Source organism: Enterobacter sp. DC1, assembly GCF_000568075.1.
Classification (GTDB): domain Bacteria; phylum Pseudomonadota; class Gammaproteobacteria; order Enterobacterales; family Enterobacteriaceae; genus Enterobacter; species Enterobacter asburiae.
In genome coordinates, this window is the sequence record NZ_AZUA01000001.1 from 118,292 (window position 1) to 135,214 (window position 16,923).

At 54.2% G+C, this 16,923-nt stretch carries 18 protein-coding genes; 11 read left to right on the plus strand and 7 right to left on the minus strand.

The features are described 5' to 3' along the window. Positions 1–17: 17 nt before the first annotated feature. Positions 18–722, plus strand: a complete 705-nt coding sequence (locus P346_RS20805; RefSeq protein WP_032656742.1) for a response regulator — start codon at positions 18–20, stop codon at positions 720–722. Next, positions 719–1,783, plus strand: a complete 1,065-nt coding sequence (locus P346_RS20800) for an ATP-binding protein (RefSeq protein WP_032656744.1) — start codon at positions 719–721, stop codon at positions 1,781–1,783. The genes P346_RS20805 and P346_RS20800 overlap by 4 nt, the downstream gene beginning before the upstream one ends. On the opposite strand, the gene P346_RS20795 is transcribed toward P346_RS20800, so the two are convergent. From P346_RS20795 to pspF, 7 genes are all read right to left on the minus strand, one after another. Then, complete coding sequence (locus P346_RS20795) at positions 1,764–2,705, minus strand: ATP-grasp fold amidoligase family protein (RefSeq protein ID WP_032656747.1); 942 nt, start codon at positions 2,703–2,705, stop codon at positions 1,764–1,766. The genes P346_RS20800 and P346_RS20795 overlap by 20 nt on opposite strands. A gap of 148 nt (positions 2,706–2,853) precedes the next feature. Next, positions 2,854–3,660, minus strand: a complete 807-nt coding sequence (sapF, locus tag P346_RS20790; protein ID WP_023312051.1) for a putrescine export ABC transporter ATP-binding protein SapF — start codon at positions 3,658–3,660, stop codon at positions 2,854–2,856. Between the two features lies 1 nt (position 3,661). After that, positions 3,662–4,654, minus strand: a complete 993-nt coding sequence (gene sapD, locus P346_RS20785) for a putrescine export ABC transporter ATP-binding protein SapD (protein WP_032656749.1) — start codon at positions 4,652–4,654, stop codon at positions 3,662–3,664. Next, positions 4,654–5,544, minus strand: a complete 891-nt coding sequence (gene sapC, locus P346_RS20780; protein ID WP_032656751.1) for a putrescine export ABC transporter permease SapC — start codon at positions 5,542–5,544, stop codon at positions 4,654–4,656. Before sapC ends, sapD begins: the two co-directional genes overlap by 1 nt. After that, positions 5,531–6,496, minus strand: coding sequence for a putrescine export ABC transporter permease SapB (gene sapB, locus P346_RS20775; RefSeq protein WP_024907137.1), 966 nt, complete (start codon positions 6,494–6,496; stop codon positions 5,531–5,533). Before sapB ends, sapC begins: the two co-directional genes overlap by 14 nt. After that, positions 6,493–8,133: an ABC transporter substrate-binding protein SapA gene (sapA, locus tag P346_RS20770; protein ID WP_023312048.1), complete on the minus strand. Its 1,641-nt coding sequence runs from the start codon at positions 8,131–8,133 to the stop codon at positions 6,493–6,495. Before sapA ends, sapB begins: the two co-directional genes overlap by 4 nt. Before the next feature lie 88 nt (positions 8,134–8,221). Next, complete coding sequence (pspF, locus tag P346_RS20765) at positions 8,222–9,214, minus strand: phage shock protein operon transcriptional activator (RefSeq protein WP_166770780.1); 993 nt, start codon at positions 9,212–9,214, stop codon at positions 8,222–8,224. 151 nt (positions 9,215–9,365) lie between these two features. Here pspF and pspA point away from each other — a divergent pair, with 151 nt between their 5' ends. The 9 genes from pspA (at position 9,366) to P346_RS20720 (ending at position 16,920) form a co-directional block, all read left to right on the plus strand. Continuing rightward, the gene (gene pspA, locus P346_RS20760; protein ID WP_029740507.1) at positions 9,366–10,034 is read left to right on the plus strand and encodes a phage shock protein PspA; all 669 of its coding nucleotides are present in this window, start codon (positions 9,366–9,368) and stop codon (positions 10,032–10,034) included. A gap of 49 nt (positions 10,035–10,083) precedes the next feature. Beyond that, positions 10,084–10,308 carry an envelope stress response membrane protein PspB gene (pspB, locus tag P346_RS20755; protein WP_023312045.1) on the plus strand — a complete coding sequence of 75 codons (225 nt, stop codon included), beginning with the start codon at positions 10,084–10,086 and terminating at the stop codon, positions 10,306–10,308. Next, entirely contained in the window at positions 10,308–10,667 is a 360-nt protein-coding gene (gene pspC / locus P346_RS20750) for an envelope stress response membrane protein PspC (RefSeq protein WP_023312044.1), read from the plus strand. Before pspB ends, pspC begins: the two co-directional genes overlap by 1 nt. Positions 10,668–10,679: 12 nt before the next feature. Continuing rightward, positions 10,680–10,904: a phage shock protein PspD gene (gene pspD, locus P346_RS20745; protein ID WP_023312043.1), complete on the plus strand. Its 225-nt coding sequence runs from the start codon at positions 10,680–10,682 to the stop codon at positions 10,902–10,904. Positions 10,905–11,113: 209 nt separating this feature from the next. Next, complete coding sequence (locus tag P346_RS20740; protein ID WP_166770782.1) at positions 11,114–12,799, plus strand: alpha-amylase family glycosyl hydrolase; 1,686 nt, start codon at positions 11,114–11,116, stop codon at positions 12,797–12,799. 14 nt (positions 12,800–12,813) lie between these two features. Then, the gene (locus tag P346_RS20735; protein ID WP_032656754.1) at positions 12,814–14,106 is read left to right on the plus strand and encodes an ABC transporter substrate-binding protein; all 1,293 of its coding nucleotides are present in this window, start codon (positions 12,814–12,816) and stop codon (positions 14,104–14,106) included. Between the two features lie 22 nt (positions 14,107–14,128). Then, complete coding sequence (locus P346_RS20730) at positions 14,129–15,010, plus strand: carbohydrate ABC transporter permease (RefSeq protein ID WP_029740504.1); 882 nt, start codon at positions 14,129–14,131, stop codon at positions 15,008–15,010. Then, positions 14,997–15,839 carry a carbohydrate ABC transporter permease gene (locus P346_RS20725; RefSeq protein ID WP_023335920.1) on the plus strand — a complete coding sequence of 281 codons (843 nt, stop codon included), beginning with the start codon at positions 14,997–14,999 and terminating at the stop codon, positions 15,837–15,839. Before P346_RS20730 ends, P346_RS20725 begins: the two co-directional genes overlap by 14 nt. A gap of 28 nt (positions 15,840–15,867) precedes the next feature. Beyond that, entirely contained in the window at positions 15,868–16,920 is a 1,053-nt protein-coding gene (locus P346_RS20720; protein ID WP_032656755.1) for a zinc-dependent alcohol dehydrogenase, read from the plus strand. Positions 16,921–16,923: the final 3 nt, after the last annotated feature.

The following is a 16,923-nucleotide window of genomic DNA, read 5'->3' on the forward strand; positions in this document are numbered from 1 at the left end:
TCACCCGCGGAGATAAAATGCACAAAAATACGCTGATCCTTGTTGTTGAAGATGAAGACGAAATCGCCGATATATTGATGAGCTACTTAGAGCGTTCGGGAATGAAAACGCTCCGAGCCAGGCAGGGCGAACAGGCCATAGCGCTCAATCGCCTCCATAAACCGGATCTCATATTGCTGGACATTCACCTGCCCGTATGTGACGGCTGGAGCGTACTTACCACGCTTCGTCAGGAAAGTGCTGTCCCCGTCATTATGGTTTCCGCTCTCGATCAGGATGTCGATAAGCTCATGGGGCTGAGGCTGGGCGCGGATGATTACGTGATCAAACCCTTCAACCCTTCTGAAGTTGTCGCACGGGTTGAGGCAGTGCTGCGCAGGACAAAACCCGCGCTTCAGCAGGCGGGTTCCCAGCCGCTCAGGACGCCCTTTATTACTGTCTACCCGGATGACTTCTACGTGGAAGTCACCGTGGGCGAAGAGGTTGTCTCCCCGGTTTTAACGACGACCGAATTTAAATTGCTCACATACCTGGTGAGATATCCGCGAAAGGTCTGCTCCCGCGAAGAGCTACTCAACGCGTGTCTGCCTGAAGGTGATACGCTTGACAGAACGGTCGACAGCCATATGAGCAAGTTGCGTAAAAAGCTGGAGCTGGCTGGCCTTTACGGTGTTCCCGAGAGCATCAGAGGCATGGGCTACCGGCTTGGGGAAAAGAAATGAACAAAGAGTCTGTCCTGAGTCGTCAGATCCTAACGTATATGCTGTTGCTGACGTTTACGATAATTGCCATCGCCATACTCGGCTCCTGGTTTTTTTACTCCTTTATTCTGGATCACCTCCCGGGCGGCCCTGCTGCGGGCGATGACGAGCAGATGACGATGTGGGACTGGGCATGGATTGGGACCGCGACGACGATCAGTATGATTATTGCACTCTTTTTCACGGTCAAACTGTCATCGCGAATACTCACCCCGCTAAACGCGGTAGCGTCCAGCCTGAAAAAGATTTCTCAGGGCGATCTGGACGCCAGGGCATTTTGCGCCAGTTCCCGGCTGGGTGAGATCAATCACCTGGTGACGGATTTCAATGAAATGGCGGAAAAATTACAGACGCTGGATATTCAGAGGAAATCCTGGAATGCCGCTATTGCGCATGAGCTGAGAACCCCGGTCACGATCTTACGCGGACGGCTTCAGGGGTTGGTTGACGGCGTTTTTACCCCGGACCCGGTGCTGTTTAATAATCTTCTCAAACAGACGGAAGGGTTAACCCGCCTGATTGAAGATCTCCGTGTTATCAGTTCGGATGGCGGGGCGGGATACACGTTATGCCAGTCCAGAACGGATCTAAAAGGGACAATACAGAACGCACTCGATACGTTCATGCCCGAGTTCAGCCGTAAGGCGTTTACCGTCAATACAGACCTGAGGGAGCAGCAATGCGTATTCGATCCATTACGCATCAATCAGTGTCTGACCGTTTTATTTGATAATGCCTTACACTATTCAACCTCGCGCACGCTCATCGTGAAAAATGGCGTTTCTGATAAAGGCAATTATATCCTTATTCAGGACGGGGGACCGGGCATCCCCAGAGAGTTTCATGATTTCCTGTTTCAGCCCTTCCAGCGCGATAATGGCGCCAGACATGTGAACCCGGAAGGCTGTGGTTTGGGCTTGTCGGTGGTAAAAGCCATCATGCTGGCTCATGGTGGCGATGTTACCTATACCTTATCGACGCAAAACCACTCGATATTTAAACTCACCTGGCCCGACTCGTGAGCTTCAGCGGCAGGTCAAATGCGCCTGCCGGCGATAAATGCCATATTTTCCCTAACTTAGCATCCCATTCCTGCGGGGTAATCGTCAGTTTACCGCGTCTCGGGCTTAAGGTTATTTCACTGAAATAGATTTCATCTTTTTTTAGCATAAGGTCAACGCGGCAGTAGTCAATTCCATGCGCCAGCTCCTGGGAGGCCAACAGTGCCTGGCGGAACAAAAGCGGTTCGCCAGGATCTGCTGAAGTATTCGGATATTCCATCCGGAAGGGTTGTAAGTTCCAGTGCCTGTCATAAACGTTGATAAACCCTTTGCCGTTATCATCCGTAAAATCCGCTTCTACATAGTGGGCAACGCCATGAAAGCAATGGATCCTCAGCATTTCGGGCGTTGTGTTCCTGTCGGCATCGTCGAAGAGATCGACAAACGGCTCGCAAAGTATACTCGGCGTAATGTTTTTGTACTGCCATTCGCGCGTGGTGTAGTAAAGATTTTTCTTTAACGCGAGGCTCAGTTTTTTACACGCTTCTTTTTCATTAAATTGCGCTTTGTTTGTACATATTATTGTGCTGCCGCTGTCATGGTTGCACTTAAGGACGAATTTGTCAGGAAGAACTGAAAAATCAATCTGCGACGGCTGGGTATAAACGCCAATTAATGGCACCGTTTTCACGCGCGTTGTTCTGGAGGAAACGTATGCCCGAACGGCGAGTTTATCGGCAAGCATCGTGTAGAAGTTATTATGGTCGTAGACCAGACGATGGCATATTTTTTCACTCAACGTCGTGGGCGAGTTAATGTCAGGGGTTTCCCCGGTTGTTTTCTTAAGCCTTAGAGTATGAAAGTGCAGGTCCGTCATTAAAAATGAACGGCATTTTCTGATGAGATACTCTGTGTATTTTAAAACGTAAGTGGCGGTGTTCATTTCTTCTCCTCCGTAATGTCCGGATATTCTGGAGAAGAACTGTTGATTGATATTGCTTAAAATATGGAGCAGGGATGGAGACGAAAAATTAAAGGATTAAATAGCGTGTAAAAGCTATTTAATCCTTATTGAACAGTGCAACGTTTTTTTAACGGTCTTTGCGCCACGCATCGGCGGTCAATGCTTCACCGAAATGACCGGCTATCAGCCGTTTTGTCAGCTCATGAAGCGGGGAGGCCATCACATCCGCCGTGCTGCCGCGCTCGACAACTTCGCCCTGGTGCATGACCATCACCTGATCGCTGATGTGCTTCATCATTCCCAGATGTTGGGTGACGTAGATATACGAGATCCCCTGTTTTTCCTGCAATTCCAGCATCAGGTTAATCAGCTGCGAGCGCATCGACATATCCAGCGAGGCAAGCGCTTCATCCGCAATGATCACTTTTGGCCGCAAAATCAACGCACGCGCCAGTCCCAGGCGCTGTTTCTGGCCTGGGGCCAGCATATGCGGGTAGTAGCTTTCGTGATCCGGCAACAACCCAACCATACGCAGGGTTTCAAATACGCGCTTACGGCGCGCCTCTGGCTCCAGGTCGGTGTTCAGACGCAGCGGAAAATCGAGGATCTGCGAAATGCGCTGGCGCGGATTAAGCGAGGTAGACGGATCCTGGAAGATCATGCGGATGCGCTGGCTGCGGAAAGAGTAATCGCCGAACGTCAGAGGATGATCGTCAATCAACACTTCGCCTGCAGTCGGTTCAACCATGCCGGCGAGCATTTTCGCCAGGGTGGATTTCCCGGAACCGTTCTCGCCGATGATCGCCAGAGTCTGTTTTTCACGCAGCGTAAAGCTCAGCGGCTTCACCGCGTCGACAGTTTGACGATGAAACAGCCCCGTGCGGTAGCGAAAGGTCTTACTCAGGTTGCGAACTTCCAGTAAGGTTTCGACCATTTCACTCTCTCTCCATGTTCAGCGGGAAATGACAGGCGTATAGATGATTTTTGGCCCCGCTCAGCCGCGGCGTCTCGATACATTTACGCTGAGCATAGGGGCACCGCGGACCCAGACGACAGCCTATCGGCAGGGATTCCAGCAGCGGAATCGCCCCCGGCAGGGTATTCAGGCGACTCTTATGCGGCATCGCGCTGCCAAAATCCGGAATGGCGCGGATGAGCGCCTGCGTATACGGATGATGCGGGGCGACGATCAGATCTTCACTCGGCGCGGTTTCGACCGTTTGCCCGCAGTACATCACGTCAATTTTATCCGCCCATTTGCTGAGCATTTGCAGGTCGTGGCTGATCAGCAAAATGGTGGTGTTGTTGTTCTGGTTGAGACGCGACAGCAGGCGGAAAATTTGCGCCTGGGTGGTGGGTTCCATCGCGTTGGTGGGTTCATCCGCAATCAGCAGACGCGGCTGATTTGCCAGCGCGATGGCAATCATCACTTTCTGACATTCGCCGTCGGTCAGCTCATAGGGGAAGCTGCGCATCGCATCTTTGTGATCTTTGATCCCGACGCGGTGTAAAAGCTCGATGGCGCGACGCTTGCGCCAGCCAACGCGTTGCCACCAGCGGCCTTTATAGGTCCAGCCGGGAATGTTCTGCATGAGCTGTTTACCCACGCGTTCGGACGGGTCGAGACAGGACTGCGGCTCCTGGAAAATCATCGAGACGTTATGCCCGACAAGCTTACGCCGCTCGCGAGGGGAGAGGCGCAGCAGATCGATATCATCAAAACGCATACGATCTGCCGTCACGCGCCAGTTGTCTTTCGCCACGCCGCAGATAGCCTTGGCAATCAGGCTTTTTCCCGAGCCGGATTCCCCCACCAGCCCGCGAATTTCACCCTCCGCGAGGGTGATGCTGATGCGATCGACGGCTTTAACCCAGCCTTCACCGGTTTTGAATTCGATGGTGAGGTTGCGAATATCAAGAAGCGGCATTATTGCACCCCCGCGTTAATTGCACGGCGAATACCGTCGCCCAGCAGGTTGATAAGCAGCACGCTCACCATAATGGCCGCACCCGGCAGCATGACCGTCCACGGTGCCACGTAGATTAGCTCCAGCGCGTCGCCGAGCATCGCACCCCATTCGGGCGACGGCAGCTGTGCACCGAGGTCGAGGAAGCCGAGCGCCGCAATGTCCAGGATCGCCATCGACAGGGCGCGGGTGATCTCAGTCACCAGCCCGGCGGCAATGTTGGGCAGCACGGCAAACCACAGAATATTGAAGGTCGTCGCGCCGTCCAGACGCGCGGCGACGACGTACTCTTTTTCCAGCTCATCATGCACCATGCTGTAAACCGAGCGCACGATGCGGGGCAGGATAGCCAGCCAGACGGCGAACATGGCATGCGACAGGTGCGGACCGGCAAAGGCAACAACAATGATCGCCAGCAGCAGAGACGGAATCGACAGCAGCGTATCCAGAATGTGGTTAAGGACCGCCGAACGCAGGCCGTGCGTGGAGCCTGCAAAAATACCGAGCGCCAGCCCGCAGATCGTTGCCGCGAGCGTCACCACAAATGCGCCGCCCACCGTCGGGGCTGCACCGCTCAGCAGGCGGCTCAATACGTCACGCCCGAGGTCGTCCGTTCCCAGGAAGAAAGAGACTTCGCCGTAGCGCGACCAGGACGGCGGCAGCAGCTGATAGCCAAGGAACTGCTGGTCGATGCCGTACGGCGCAAACCACGAGCCAAAGACGCAAAGCAACACCAGGCCGGCGCAGCCGTAAAGGCCGATCATCGCCGTGGTATCACCATAGAATTTACGCCACACGGTGCGCAGCACACCGGGCGTGCGCTTTTCACTGTATACGCTATCGTAAGGCATACCATTCCTTATGCTTCAATGGGTTAGCCATAGCACCCAGAATATCGGACAACACGTTAACAATAATCACCAGCGAACCAATCACCATCACGCCCGCAGAAATAGCGGCGTAGTCCTGCTGGCGGATGGCGTTAATCAGCCATCGCCCCAGGCCTGGCCAGCTAAAGACCATCTCGGTAATCATTGCCAGCGTCAGCATGGTGGAAAACTGTAATCCCAGACGCGGAATAACCGGCGGCAGCGCGTTGTGCAGGACGTTGCGGCGCAGTATGGTCAGGCGTGACAAGCCGCGCGTGGCGGCGGCTTTGACGTAGTTCTGGTCAAATACCTCAATGGTGCTCAGGCGCATCAGGCGGATCACTTCGGTTGTCGGCGCAACCGCCAGCGTCAGTACCGGCAATACCATATGGCGCAGGGCGCTGACGATCATCTCATGGCGCCATACCGAATCGGACAGCCACGCGTCAATGATGGCAAAACCCGTCACCGTTTTAACCGTATAGAGCAGGTCAAAGCGACCCGAAACCGGCAGCCAGCCCATCGTCAGCGAGAAGAACAGCGTCAGCAGCAGCGCCAGCCAGAATACCGGGATGGAGAAGCCGAACAGGGCGAGGGCACTGATAAACTTATCCTGCCATTTATTGCGATAGATCCCGGCCAGCATGCCCACGGGGATGCCGACCATCAGGGCAAAGCCGAAGGCCAGAATGCACAGCTCCATCGTGGCCGGGAACACCTCTTTCAGCTGCTGGGAAATCAGCTGTCCGTTAATGCTGGATACGCCGAAATCCCAGTGCAGCAGCCCGTTAAACCAGAACAGCCAGGCATCCCACAGCGACGACCCCTGGAGCGGGGCGTGGGGCGTGAAATAGCTCAGGCTGAAGCCGACAAAGTTCAGGAAAAAGAGCGTCACCAGCAGCAAAAGGAGCCGACGTAAGGTAAAAATAATCATGGTTTTTTCACCTCTTGTTCTTTTTCACGCGACACGCCGGCGAACGAGGCGTTGCCGAACGGACTCAGCACCAGACCTTTAATATCATAACGATAGGCCTGAAGACGCAGGGAAGAGGCCAGCGGCAGCACCGGCAGTTCCTGAGCAAGGATCTTCTGCGCTTCATCATAGGCGTCGATGCGCGAGGCCAGCTGCTGGGAAGCCAGCGCTTTTTGCAGCACGGCGTCAAACTCCCGGTTACACCAGTGGGCGTAGTTGGTCTGCGAGTTTATCGCCGCACAGCTCAGCAGCGGCCGGAAGAAGCTGTCCGGATCGTTACTGTCGGTCGCCCAGCCGGTCAGGGTTAAATCATGATTCATGTCCATCAGGCGCGCCTCCTGGAAACGGCCTTCAACCGGTACGATGATCACCTTAACGCCCACCTGCGCCATATCTGCCTGCAGCAGTTCGGCGGTCTTGAGCGGGCTCGGGTTCCACGCCTGGGAGCTGGTTGGCACCCAAAGCTGCAGCGTGAGATTTTCCGCCCCCAGCGCCTTCAGCTGTTCACGCGCTTTTGCCGGATTGTATTCCGTAATTTTAGCTTCACCGTCATAGGCCCACGAGGCGCGCGGTAAAATTGAGGCGGCGGTTTCCGCCGTGCCGTAGTAGATCGACTGCATCAAACGCTGATTGTTAATCGCCAGCGCCAGAGCGTGACGAACGGCAGGGTTATTCAACGGCGGCTTATCCGTGTTAAAGGCCAGATAAGCGATATTCATGCCGGGGCGCAACGTCAGGCGCAGACGCGGATCGTCGCGCAGAATGGTGAGCTGGCTGGCCGCGGGCCAGGCGAGCACGTCACATTCCCCGGTGAGCAGTTTCGACAGACGTCCCGTTCCACCTGAACCGAGATCGACCACCACCTGCGGCATCAGCGGAGTGCCGCGCCAGAAATGCTCATGGCGCTGCAGGCGAATATACTGCCCGGCGCGGTATTCAGCGAGCTGGAACGGACCGGTGCCGACCGGCTGACGATCGAGCAACTCCTGACGATCTTTTTTCGTCAGGTTCGCCGCGTATTCAGCGGACATGACAGACGCATAGTGGGTCGCCAGGTGCCAGAGGAAGGAGGCATCCGGGCGCGTCAGCGTAAATTCAACCGTCCGGTTGTCCAGCTTGCGCACGCTTTTGACGGTGTCGGCAAACTGCAGGCTGTCGAAATAGGGGAAGTTGCTGCCGTTAACGTTATGCCACGGGTGGTTGCGGTTAAAGATGCGCTGGAAGGTAAAGACAACGTCATCTGCGTTCAGCTTGCGCGTGGGGGTAAACCACGGCGTGCGCTGAAACGCGACGTCATCGCGCAGGTGAAAACGGTAGGTTGCGCCGTTATCCAGCACTTCCCAGCTTTCCGCAAGCTCGGGCACCAGACGGTAGGTGTATGGGTCAACATCAAGCAGACGGTCATAAAGCTGCGCGGCAAGGGTATCCACGATCAGGCCGCTGCCCGCTTTTTGCGGGTTGAAGGTGTCCACCTGGCCACTTACGCAATAGACGAAGCCGCTGTCACGAATGTCAGGCTGCGGCGTTAGCCCGGGCGCGGCAAAGGCCAGGCTGCTAAACAGACCGAGTGCAAAAAAGGACGATAAAACCAGACGCATAATTTTTAAGGTTTTTAGGTTCGATCTGCAAAGTGTATCGCACTTACGCCTGCTTCGTAAAAATGTCTGCGGGTAAGTGCTGATATTGTCAGCGCATTTGATGCTTTTTAAGCAATGCCCTTAACTGATGGTAGGTCAGACCCAGCAGTTCAGCCGCCCGTTTCTGGTTATATTTTGCCGTCTTCAGGCTTTGCTCCAGCAGCTGTTTCTCCTGGTCGTTCTGGAAGTGGCGTAAATCAAGGGGCAGAGTAGGGAGATCGCCTGAAGGCGTTGGTGCGGGCAGCGGCGGCACGCTGCGCTGAAAAGGATCGATAATAATATTGTCCAGCTCCGTCTCGCTGCTGCCGTGACGATAGACGGAGCGCTCCACGACGTTTTTCAGTTCGCGGATATTTCCCGGCCAGTGATAAGCCAGCAGCGTCTCCTGCGCATAATCGCTGAAGCCTGGGAACAGCGGCAGTCCGAGCTCGCGGCACATCTGAATCGCAAACTGGTCTGCCAGCAGCATGATGTCGCTTCTGCGCTCGCGCAGCGGAGGAAGTTGAACGACGTCAAAGGCCAGGCGGTCAAGCAGGTCGGCACGGAATTTCTCCTCCGCCACCATCTCCGGCAGGTTGGCGTTCGTGGCGCACACCAGGCGCACGTTAACCTGCAGCGGCTGGCTGCCGCCGACGCGCTCCAGCTCGCCGTACTCAATCACGCGCAGCAGTTTTTCCTGCACCAGCATGGGGGCGGTGGCCAGCTCATCCAGAAACAGCGTACCGCCGTCGGCGCGCTCAAAACGTCCGGGATGGCGTTTCTGGGCACCGGTAAACGCGCCCGCTTCATGGCCGAAGAGCTCGGTGTCGAGCAGGTTTTCGTTCAGCGCCGCGCAGTTAAGGGAAATGAAGGGGCCATCCCAGCGCCCGGACAGGTAATGCAGACGGTTGGCTATCAGCTCTTTCCCCGTTCCGCGCTCACCAATGATCAGCACCGGTTTATTGAGCGGCGCCAGGCGAGAGACCTGTTCCAGCACTTCGAGAAAGCTGTTTGCTTCGCCGAGTAAATTGTCTTTGTATCCAGGCATGATGAAATTAACCACTCCTTAGCGATATTCACCAGGTAAGAATAGTTCTTCACTGCATAAAAATCAATCATAGTCAGTGAAATCAATAAGATAAAAAGTTGGCATGATGTTTGTATTATCACTACAGCAGGGCCTGGCCCTATAACAGAACTATGAGGATTAGATTATGGGTATTTTTTCTCGTTTTGCCGACATCGTGAACGCCAACATCAACTCACTGCTTGAGAAGGCGGAAGATCCGCAGAAGCTGGTACGCCTGATGATTCAGGAGATGGAAGACACGCTGGTTGAAGTGCGTTCTACCTCCGCCCGCGCGCTGGCGGAGAAAAAACAGCTTACGCGTCGCATTGAACAAGCTACCGCTCAGCTGAACGAATGGCAGGAAAAAGCGGAACTTGCGCTGCGTAAAGATAAAGAGGATCTGGCCCGTGCGGCGCTGATCGAAAAACAGAAGCTGGCTGATATGGTCGCGACGCTCGAGCATGAAGTGACGCTGGTGGACGACACGCTCACCCGTATGAAAAAAGAAATTGGTGAGCTTGAAAACAAACTGAGCGAAACCCGCGCGCGTCAGCAGGCGCTGACCCTGCGTCACCAGGCGGCAAGCTCCTCCCGCGACGTGCGTCGTCAGCTGGACAGCGGTAAGCTCGATGAAGCGATGGCGCGTTTTGAATCGTTTGAACGTCGTATCGACCACATGGAAGCGGAAGCCGAAAGCCACGGCATCGGCAAGCAGAAGTCGCTGGATCAACAGTTCGCCGACCTGAAGGCCGATGATGAAATCAGCGAGCAGCTGGCGGCACTGAAAGCCAAAATGAAGCAAGACAACCAATAATAATTCCTGCGGCACCTGAGCGTGCCGCATCATAAGACAAGGAGTACACATGAGCGCGCTTTTTCTGGCCATTCCCCTGACAATTTTCGTGCTGTTCGTTTTGCCAATTTGGCTATGGCTGCACTACAGCAACCGTTCTTCTCGGGGCGAACTCTCCCAGAGTGAACAACAGCGTCTGGTACAGCTCTCCGACGAGGCGAACAAAATGCGCGAACGCATTCAGGCGCTGGAAGCCATCCTGGATGCTGAGCATCCAAACTGGAGGGACCGTTAATGTCTGGACTGAATCTGAACAAAAAGTTGTGGCGTATTCCACAGCAGGGCATGGTGCGCGGCGTTTGTGCCGGGCTGGCTCACTATCTTGATGTCCCGGTCAAACTGGTCCGCGTGGTCGCGGTGCTATCGATCTTCTTTGGCCTGGCGTTTATTACCCTGGTGGCATACATCGTCCTGTCGTTTGTTCTTGACCCGATGCCGGAAGGAGAACTGGCTGCGGAGGGAGCACCGACCAGCAGCGATTTGCTCAATGCCGTTGATGAGCAACTCGCCGCCGGTGAGAAGCGGCTACGGGAAATGGAACGCTATGTCACGTCGGATACCTTTACGCTGAGAAGTCGCTTTCGTCAGCTTTAAGAGAGAGATGAGATGAAACAACACTGGCAACAGGCCGGTCAGAAGGTAAAACCCGGCCTGAAAATCGCAGGTAAACTGGTCCTGCTGACCGCGTTACGGTTCGGCCCGGCAGGTGTGGCGGGTTGGGCAATTAAATCCGTTGCCCGCAAGCCGGTGAGAATGGTGCTGGCCGTGGCGCTCGAACCGCTGTTGCAAAAGGTGGCAAAACGGCTTTCTCGCCGCTACTTATCCCAATAATTCCCGCTGGCGTTAGTCCTTTCCCTGACGGGGGAGGGACTGGCGACGGTTAACCGCATTTCCTCTTTTCCCTGTTCTTTCTTTGCGGCAGCTCACAATATTGCGCTGAGCTGCTTTGCAATGACCTTTTTCTCTTTCCTGGTCCGTTGACAGATATTTTTCATGGTAGTAGATTGCCACTCCGTGGGACCGCTACCATGGAAAGTAAAATGAAGACAAAAATTAAAGAGATCATTAATCTTGTTTACGGGGAAACGTTTTCTGACGCCCATCTTAATGTGCTGCTGGAAAATATTGGAAAGGCCGCATCTGTTATTACGGAAAAACGTAAAACGGGTTGGGATGAAAAAGACGTTGTCCTGATCACCTATGCCGATCAGTTTTCAGCGAAAGGGGAGAAGGCGCTGCCTGTTTTTACACGTTTTTATAACAGGTGGCTTTCTCATTCTTTTTCTCATGTCCATCTCTTGCCTTTTTATCCATGGTCTTCAGACGACGGATTTTCTGTTATTGATTATCATGAGGTTTCACCGGAAACCGGAACGTGGCGAGACGTTGCCGAATTAAAACAGTCAGCAAGTTTAATGTTTGATTTTGTATGCAACCATATGTCAGCCAAAAGCAAATGGTTCGCTAATTACCTGCAGCAAATGCCAGGATATGAAGATTTCTTTATTTCTGTCGATCCTGAAACAGACTTATCCGCGGTGACGCGTCCGCGTGCCTTACCGCTTCTTACGCCTTTCACGCTGCATGATGGCAGCGTGCGGCACCTGTGGACTACCTTCAGCGAGGACCAGGTTGACCTCAATTTCGCCTCTCCGCAGGTGCTGATCGCGATGGTCGACGTGCTGCTGCATTACCTGATTGAAGGGGCGCGGTACATTCGTCTGGATGCTGTAGGCTTCATGTGGAAAATACTCGGAACAAACTGCATCCACCTTGAGCAAACCCACCAGCTCATCCAGCTTTTCCGCGCCATCACCGAGGCTGTCGCCCCGGGAACGGTGATTATTACCGAGACGAACGTTCCGCATAAAGATAACGTTGCTTACTTCGGTGACGGTGAAAATGAAGCGCAGATGGTTTATCAGTTCTCTTTGCCCCCGCTGGTGCTGCATGCGGTGCATAGTCAGAACGTACGGACGCTGAGCCAGTGGGCGGCGTCGCTGACGTTGCCTTCCACGAAAACCACCTGGTTTAACTTCCTGGCCTCGCATGACGGGATTGGTCTGAATCCGTTACGCGGAATTTTACCCGAGTCGGAAATCCTCTCGCTTGTTGAAAAACTTCAGGCTGAAGGGGCGTTGGTTAACTGGAAAAATAACCCGGATGGCACACGCAGTCCTTATGAAATTAATGTGACCTATCTGGATGCGTTAAGTACGCGTGACAGTCCTGACAGCCAACGGATTGCCCGCTTTATTCTGGCGCATGCCGTCCTTTTAAGCTTCCCCGGCGTGCCCGCGGTTTATATTCAGAGCATTCTCGGCTCGCGTAATGATTATGCAGGTGTTGAACGCCTGGGATACAACCGTGCGATTAATCGTGAGAAATACACCGCAGGGCAAATTGATAGCGAGCTTGAAGATAAAAATAGCCTGCGCTCTCAAGTTTATTGCTCGTTAAGCCAGTTAATCGCGCTGCGTCGGGCGGAGAAAGCATTCCACCCTGACAGTGAATCTTATTTTAGCGCGTCAGGTGAACATGTTTTAAAAATCGTTCGCGTGGCGGGTTGTGGCGAGAAAATAACGGCGCTGTTTAATTTCAGTGACGGCATTCAAACGGTGGAGTCTGATATTAAATCCGGAAAGGACTTGATTACCGGAAACGATATTACAGACAAAACGCTGACCCTACATCCATGGCAGGTGTTGTGGATTAAAGAAAACTAAAAAGGACCTTAATAATGAAAATGCCCAGAATTGTGCTGATTTCAGCACTGGTTTCGTGCGCCTTGTTATCAGGCTGCAAGGACGACAAAAAGACTGCTGTCACCATTGAGTTTATGCACTCTTCAGTTGAGCAGGAGCGCCAGGCGGTAATCACGAAGCTTATCGAAAAGTTCGAGAAAGAGAACCCCGGCATCACGGTGAAACAGGTGCCGGTCGAAGAGGATGCCTACAACACCAAGGTCATTACGCTCGCCAGAACGGGCGCGCTGCCAGAGGTGATTGAAGTCAGCCATGACTACGCGAAAGTCATGGACAAGGAACAGCTCCTGGATCGCAAAGCTATCGGCGAAGTCATTAAAGCGGTAGGCGAGGACACCTTCTATGACGGCATCTTGCGTGTTGTTCGTACGGAAGACGGTTCTGCCTGGACGGGGGTGCCAGTCAGCGCCTGGCTATCCGGCGTCTGGTATCACAAAGATGCGCTTGCTGCGGCGGGTATCCAGGAGCCGCATAACTGGGAACAGCTGCTGAAAGCCAGCCAGAGGCTCAACGACCCGGCCAAAAAACATTACGGGATTGCGCTGCCCACCGCCGAAAGCGTGATGACGGAGCAGGCGTTCTCCCAGTTTGCGCTTTCCGGCGGCGCGAACGTTTTTGATGCCAAAGGGAACGTCGACATCGATACCCCTGAAATGGCAAAAGCCCTGGCGTTTTATAAAGATCTGGCCGCTACCACCATGCCGGGTTCAAACGACGTCATGGAGATCAAAGATGCCTTCATGAACGGTTCTGCGCCGATGGCGGTTTACTCTACCTACATCCTGCCGGCGGTATTCCATGACGGAAACCCTGCCAACCTGGGCTTCGTCGTCCCCACAGAAACCTCTTCTGCCGTTTACGGCATGGTCACGTCGCTGACGATTACCACCGGTCAAACCGAAGATGAAACTCAGGCGGCAGAAAAGTTTGTGACCTGGATGGAGCAGGCTCAAAACGCAACCGACTGGGTCATGATGTCGCCCGGCGCGGCACTGCCGGTGAACAAGCTGGTGGTGGGCACCGATACCTGGAAAAACAACGATGTGATTAAAGCGTTTGGGCAACTGCCTTACGAACTTATTGCGCAGTTCCCAAATGTGCAGGTGTTTGGCGCCGTGGGCGACAAAAACTTCACCCGCATGGGCGATGTTACCGGGTCCGGCATCATCAGTTCCATGGTGCATAACGTCACGGTGGGGAAAAAAGATCTCAGCAACACGCTTAGTAACAGCCAGAAGCGTCTGACCGATCTGATTTCACAACGATAGGAGCGCTCTGCGGAAGGAAATTATGAAGACGTTGTTTTCTGGTCGTTCAGATATGCCTTTCGCCATGCTGCTGTTGGCCCCCAGCCTGATTTTGCTGGGGGGCCTGGTGGCCTGGCCAATGATTTCCAATATTGAAATCAGTTTCTTACGTCTGCCGCTCAACCCGCGTATTGATGCGGTGTTTGTCGGGCTGGATAACTACATCCGCATTCTGGGGGATGCTGCGTTCTGGCACTCCCTGTGGATGACGTTCTGGTACACCGCGCTGGTGGTGATCGGCAGCACGGGATTGGGGTTGGCGGTTGCGATCTTCTTTAACCGTGAATTCCGTCTGCGGAAAACGGCGCGTTCGCTGGTGATTTTGTCCTACGTGACCCCGTCCATTTCGCTGGTGTTTGCATGGAAATACATGTTCAACAACGGCTACGGCATTGTGAACTACCTCGGCGTTGACCTGCTGCATCTGTATGACCAGGCGCCCCTGTGGTTCGACAATCCTGGCAGCAGCTTTGTACTAGTGGTGCTGTTCGCCATCTGGCGTTACTTCCCGTACGCGTTCATTTCGTTCCTGGCGATTTTGCAGACCATTGATAAGTCGCTGTATGAAGCGGCGGAAATGGACGGCGCGAATGCCTGGCAGCGTTTTCGAATCGTTACGCTGCCCGCGATTATGCCGGTGCTGGCAACGGTAGTGACGCTCCGCACTATCTGGATGTTCTACATGTTTGCGGATGTCTACCTGTTGACGACCAAGGTCGATATTTTGGGCGTCTACCTCTACAAAACGGCATTTGCTTTCAATGATTTGGGTAAGGCTGCGGCGATCTCCGTCGTGCTGTTTGTGATCATCTTCGCGGTGATTCTGCTGACCAGAAAAAGGGTAAACCTCAATGGCAACAAATAAACGCGTACTGAGCCGTATTGGTTTTTATCTCGGTCTGGCGGTGTTCCTTGTCATCACGCTGTTCCCGTTCTTCGTGATGCTGATGACGTCGTTTAAGAGTGCGAAAGAGGCGATATCGCTTAACCCGACCATATTGCCGCAGGCGTGGACGTTGCAGCATTACGTCGACATCTTTAACCCGCTGATTTTCCCGTTTGTGGACTATTTCAAAAACAGCATGGTGGTGTCGCTGACCTCCTCGGTGATTGCCGTATTTCTCGGCACGCTGGGGGCTTACGCCTTGTCCAAACTGCGTTTTAAAGGCCGCACGACGATCAACGCGAGTTTTTACACCGTCTACATGTTCTCCGGAATATTGCTGGTGGTGCCGCTGTTCAAAATCATTACTGCCCTTGGGATCTACGACACCGAGCTGGCGCTGATTATTACCATGGTGACCCAAACGTTACCGACAGCGGTGTTCATGCTGCGCAGCTATTTCGACACCATCCCGGACGAAATCGAAGAAGCCGCGATGATGGACGGCCTGAACCGCCTGCAAATCATCTTCCGCATCACCGTGCCGCTGGCGATTTCCGGGCTCGTGTCGGTGTTTGTCTACTGCTTCATGGTGGCGTGGAACGACTATCTGTTTGCGTCCATTTTCCTGTCCAGCGCCAGCAATTTCACCTTGCCGGTCGGGCTGAACACGCTCTTTAGCACGCCAGATTATATCTGGGGTCGCATGATGGCGGCATCGCTGGTAACGGCGCTTCCGGTGGTCATCATGTACGCCCTGTCTGAACGTTTTATTAAAAGTGGTTTGACCGCCGGTGGCGTGAAGGGCTGAGGCGGCCAATTTTAACAAGGAGTCAGTCATGAAAAAATTAGTAGCGACAGCGCCTCGCGTGGCGGCGCTGGTGGAGTATGAAGATCGTGCTGTGGGAACACATGAAGTGAAAATTCGTGCACGCTTTGGCGCGCCGAAGCACGGCACTGAAGTCGTGGATTTCCGCGCGGCAAGCCCGTTTATTGACGAAGAGTTCAACGCGGAGTGGCAGATGTTCACGCCGCGTGAAGAGGGAACGGCCCGCGGGATCGAATTCGGTAAGTTCCAGCTGGGCAACATGATTGTTGGCGAGATTATCGAATGCGGTGATGACGTCACGGAATATCAGATCGGCGACAGCGTCTGCTGCTACGGCCCGCTGCAGGAAACAGTCATCGTTAACGCCGTGAACAACTACAAGCTGCGTAAAATGCCGCAGGGCGCGTCCTGGAAAAACGCCGTTTGCTACGATCCGGCGCAGTTCGCCATGAGCGGCGTGCGTGATGCCAACGTGCGGGTCGGCGATTTTGTGGTCGTGGTCGGTCTGGGAGCCATTGGGCAGATTGCGATTCAGCTGGCGAAAAAAGCCGGTGCGGCAGTGGTTATCGGCGTCGACCCTATCGAACACCGCTGCGAGATCGCTCGTCGTCACGGTGCGGACCACTGCCTGAACCCAATCGGTACCGATGTGGGTCTGGAAATCAAGAAGCTGACCGGAAAGCAGGGCGCGGACGTGATCATCGAAACCAGCGGCTTTGCAGACGCGCTGCAGTCCGCGCTGCGCGGGCTCGCCTATGGCGGCACCATCTCCTACGTAGCCTTCGCAAAACCGTTCGCGGAAGGCTTTAACCTTGGCCGCGAAGCGCATTTCAACAACGCGAAGATTGTATTCTCCCGCGCCTGCAGCGAACCCAACCCGGACTACCCGCGCTGGAACCGCAAACGTATCGAAGAGACCTGCTGGGAACTGCTGATGAACGGCTATCTGAATTGTGAAGATCTGATCGACCCGGTCGTGACCTTTGCCACCACCCCGGAAAGCTATATGAAGTATGTCGATCAGCACCCGGAACTCAGTATAAAAATGGGCGTCACTTTTTAAGCT

What these genes read in the sequence shown, in the direction of transcription:
- P346_RS20805 (WP_032656742.1), top strand. Translation starts at nt 18, where the DNA reads ATGCACAAAAATACGCTGATCCTTGTTGTTGAAGATGAAGACGAAATC.
- P346_RS20800 (WP_032656744.1), top strand. Translation starts at nt 719, where the DNA reads ATGAACAAAGAGTCTGTCCTGAGTCGTCAGATCCTAACGTATATGCTG.
- P346_RS20795 (WP_032656747.1), bottom strand. Translation starts at nt 2,705, where the DNA reads ATGAACACCGCCACTTACGTTTTAAAATACACAGAGTATCTCATCAGA.
- sapF (WP_023312051.1), bottom strand. Translation starts at nt 3,660, where the DNA reads ATGGTCGAAACCTTACTGGAAGTTCGCAACCTGAGTAAGACCTTTCGC.
- sapD (WP_032656749.1), bottom strand. Translation starts at nt 4,654, where the DNA reads ATGCCGCTTCTTGATATTCGCAACCTCACCATCGAATTCAAAACCGGT.
- sapC (WP_032656751.1), bottom strand. Translation starts at nt 5,544, where the DNA reads ATGCCTTACGATAGCGTATACAGTGAAAAGCGCACGCCCGGTGTGCTG.
- sapB (WP_024907137.1), bottom strand. Translation starts at nt 6,496, where the DNA reads ATGATTATTTTTACCTTACGTCGGCTCCTTTTGCTGCTGGTGACGCTC.
- sapA (WP_023312048.1), bottom strand. Translation starts at nt 8,133, where the DNA reads ATGCGTCTGGTTTTATCGTCCTTTTTTGCACTCGGTCTGTTTAGCAGC.
- pspA (WP_029740507.1), top strand. Translation starts at nt 9,366, where the DNA reads ATGGGTATTTTTTCTCGTTTTGCCGACATCGTGAACGCCAACATCAAC.
- pspB (WP_023312045.1), top strand. Translation starts at nt 10,084, where the DNA reads ATGAGCGCGCTTTTTCTGGCCATTCCCCTGACAATTTTCGTGCTGTTC.
- pspC (WP_023312044.1), top strand. Translation starts at nt 10,308, where the DNA reads ATGTCTGGACTGAATCTGAACAAAAAGTTGTGGCGTATTCCACAGCAG.
- pspD (WP_023312043.1), top strand. Translation starts at nt 10,680, where the DNA reads ATGAAACAACACTGGCAACAGGCCGGTCAGAAGGTAAAACCCGGCCTG.
- P346_RS20740 (WP_166770782.1), top strand. Translation starts at nt 11,114, where the DNA reads ATGAAGACAAAAATTAAAGAGATCATTAATCTTGTTTACGGGGAAACG.
- P346_RS20735 (WP_032656754.1), top strand. Translation starts at nt 12,814, where the DNA reads ATGAAAATGCCCAGAATTGTGCTGATTTCAGCACTGGTTTCGTGCGCC.
- P346_RS20730 (WP_029740504.1), top strand. Translation starts at nt 14,129, where the DNA reads ATGAAGACGTTGTTTTCTGGTCGTTCAGATATGCCTTTCGCCATGCTG.
- P346_RS20725 (WP_023335920.1), top strand. Translation starts at nt 14,997, where the DNA reads ATGGCAACAAATAAACGCGTACTGAGCCGTATTGGTTTTTATCTCGGT.
- P346_RS20720 (WP_032656755.1), top strand. Translation starts at nt 15,868, where the DNA reads ATGAAAAAATTAGTAGCGACAGCGCCTCGCGTGGCGGCGCTGGTGGAG.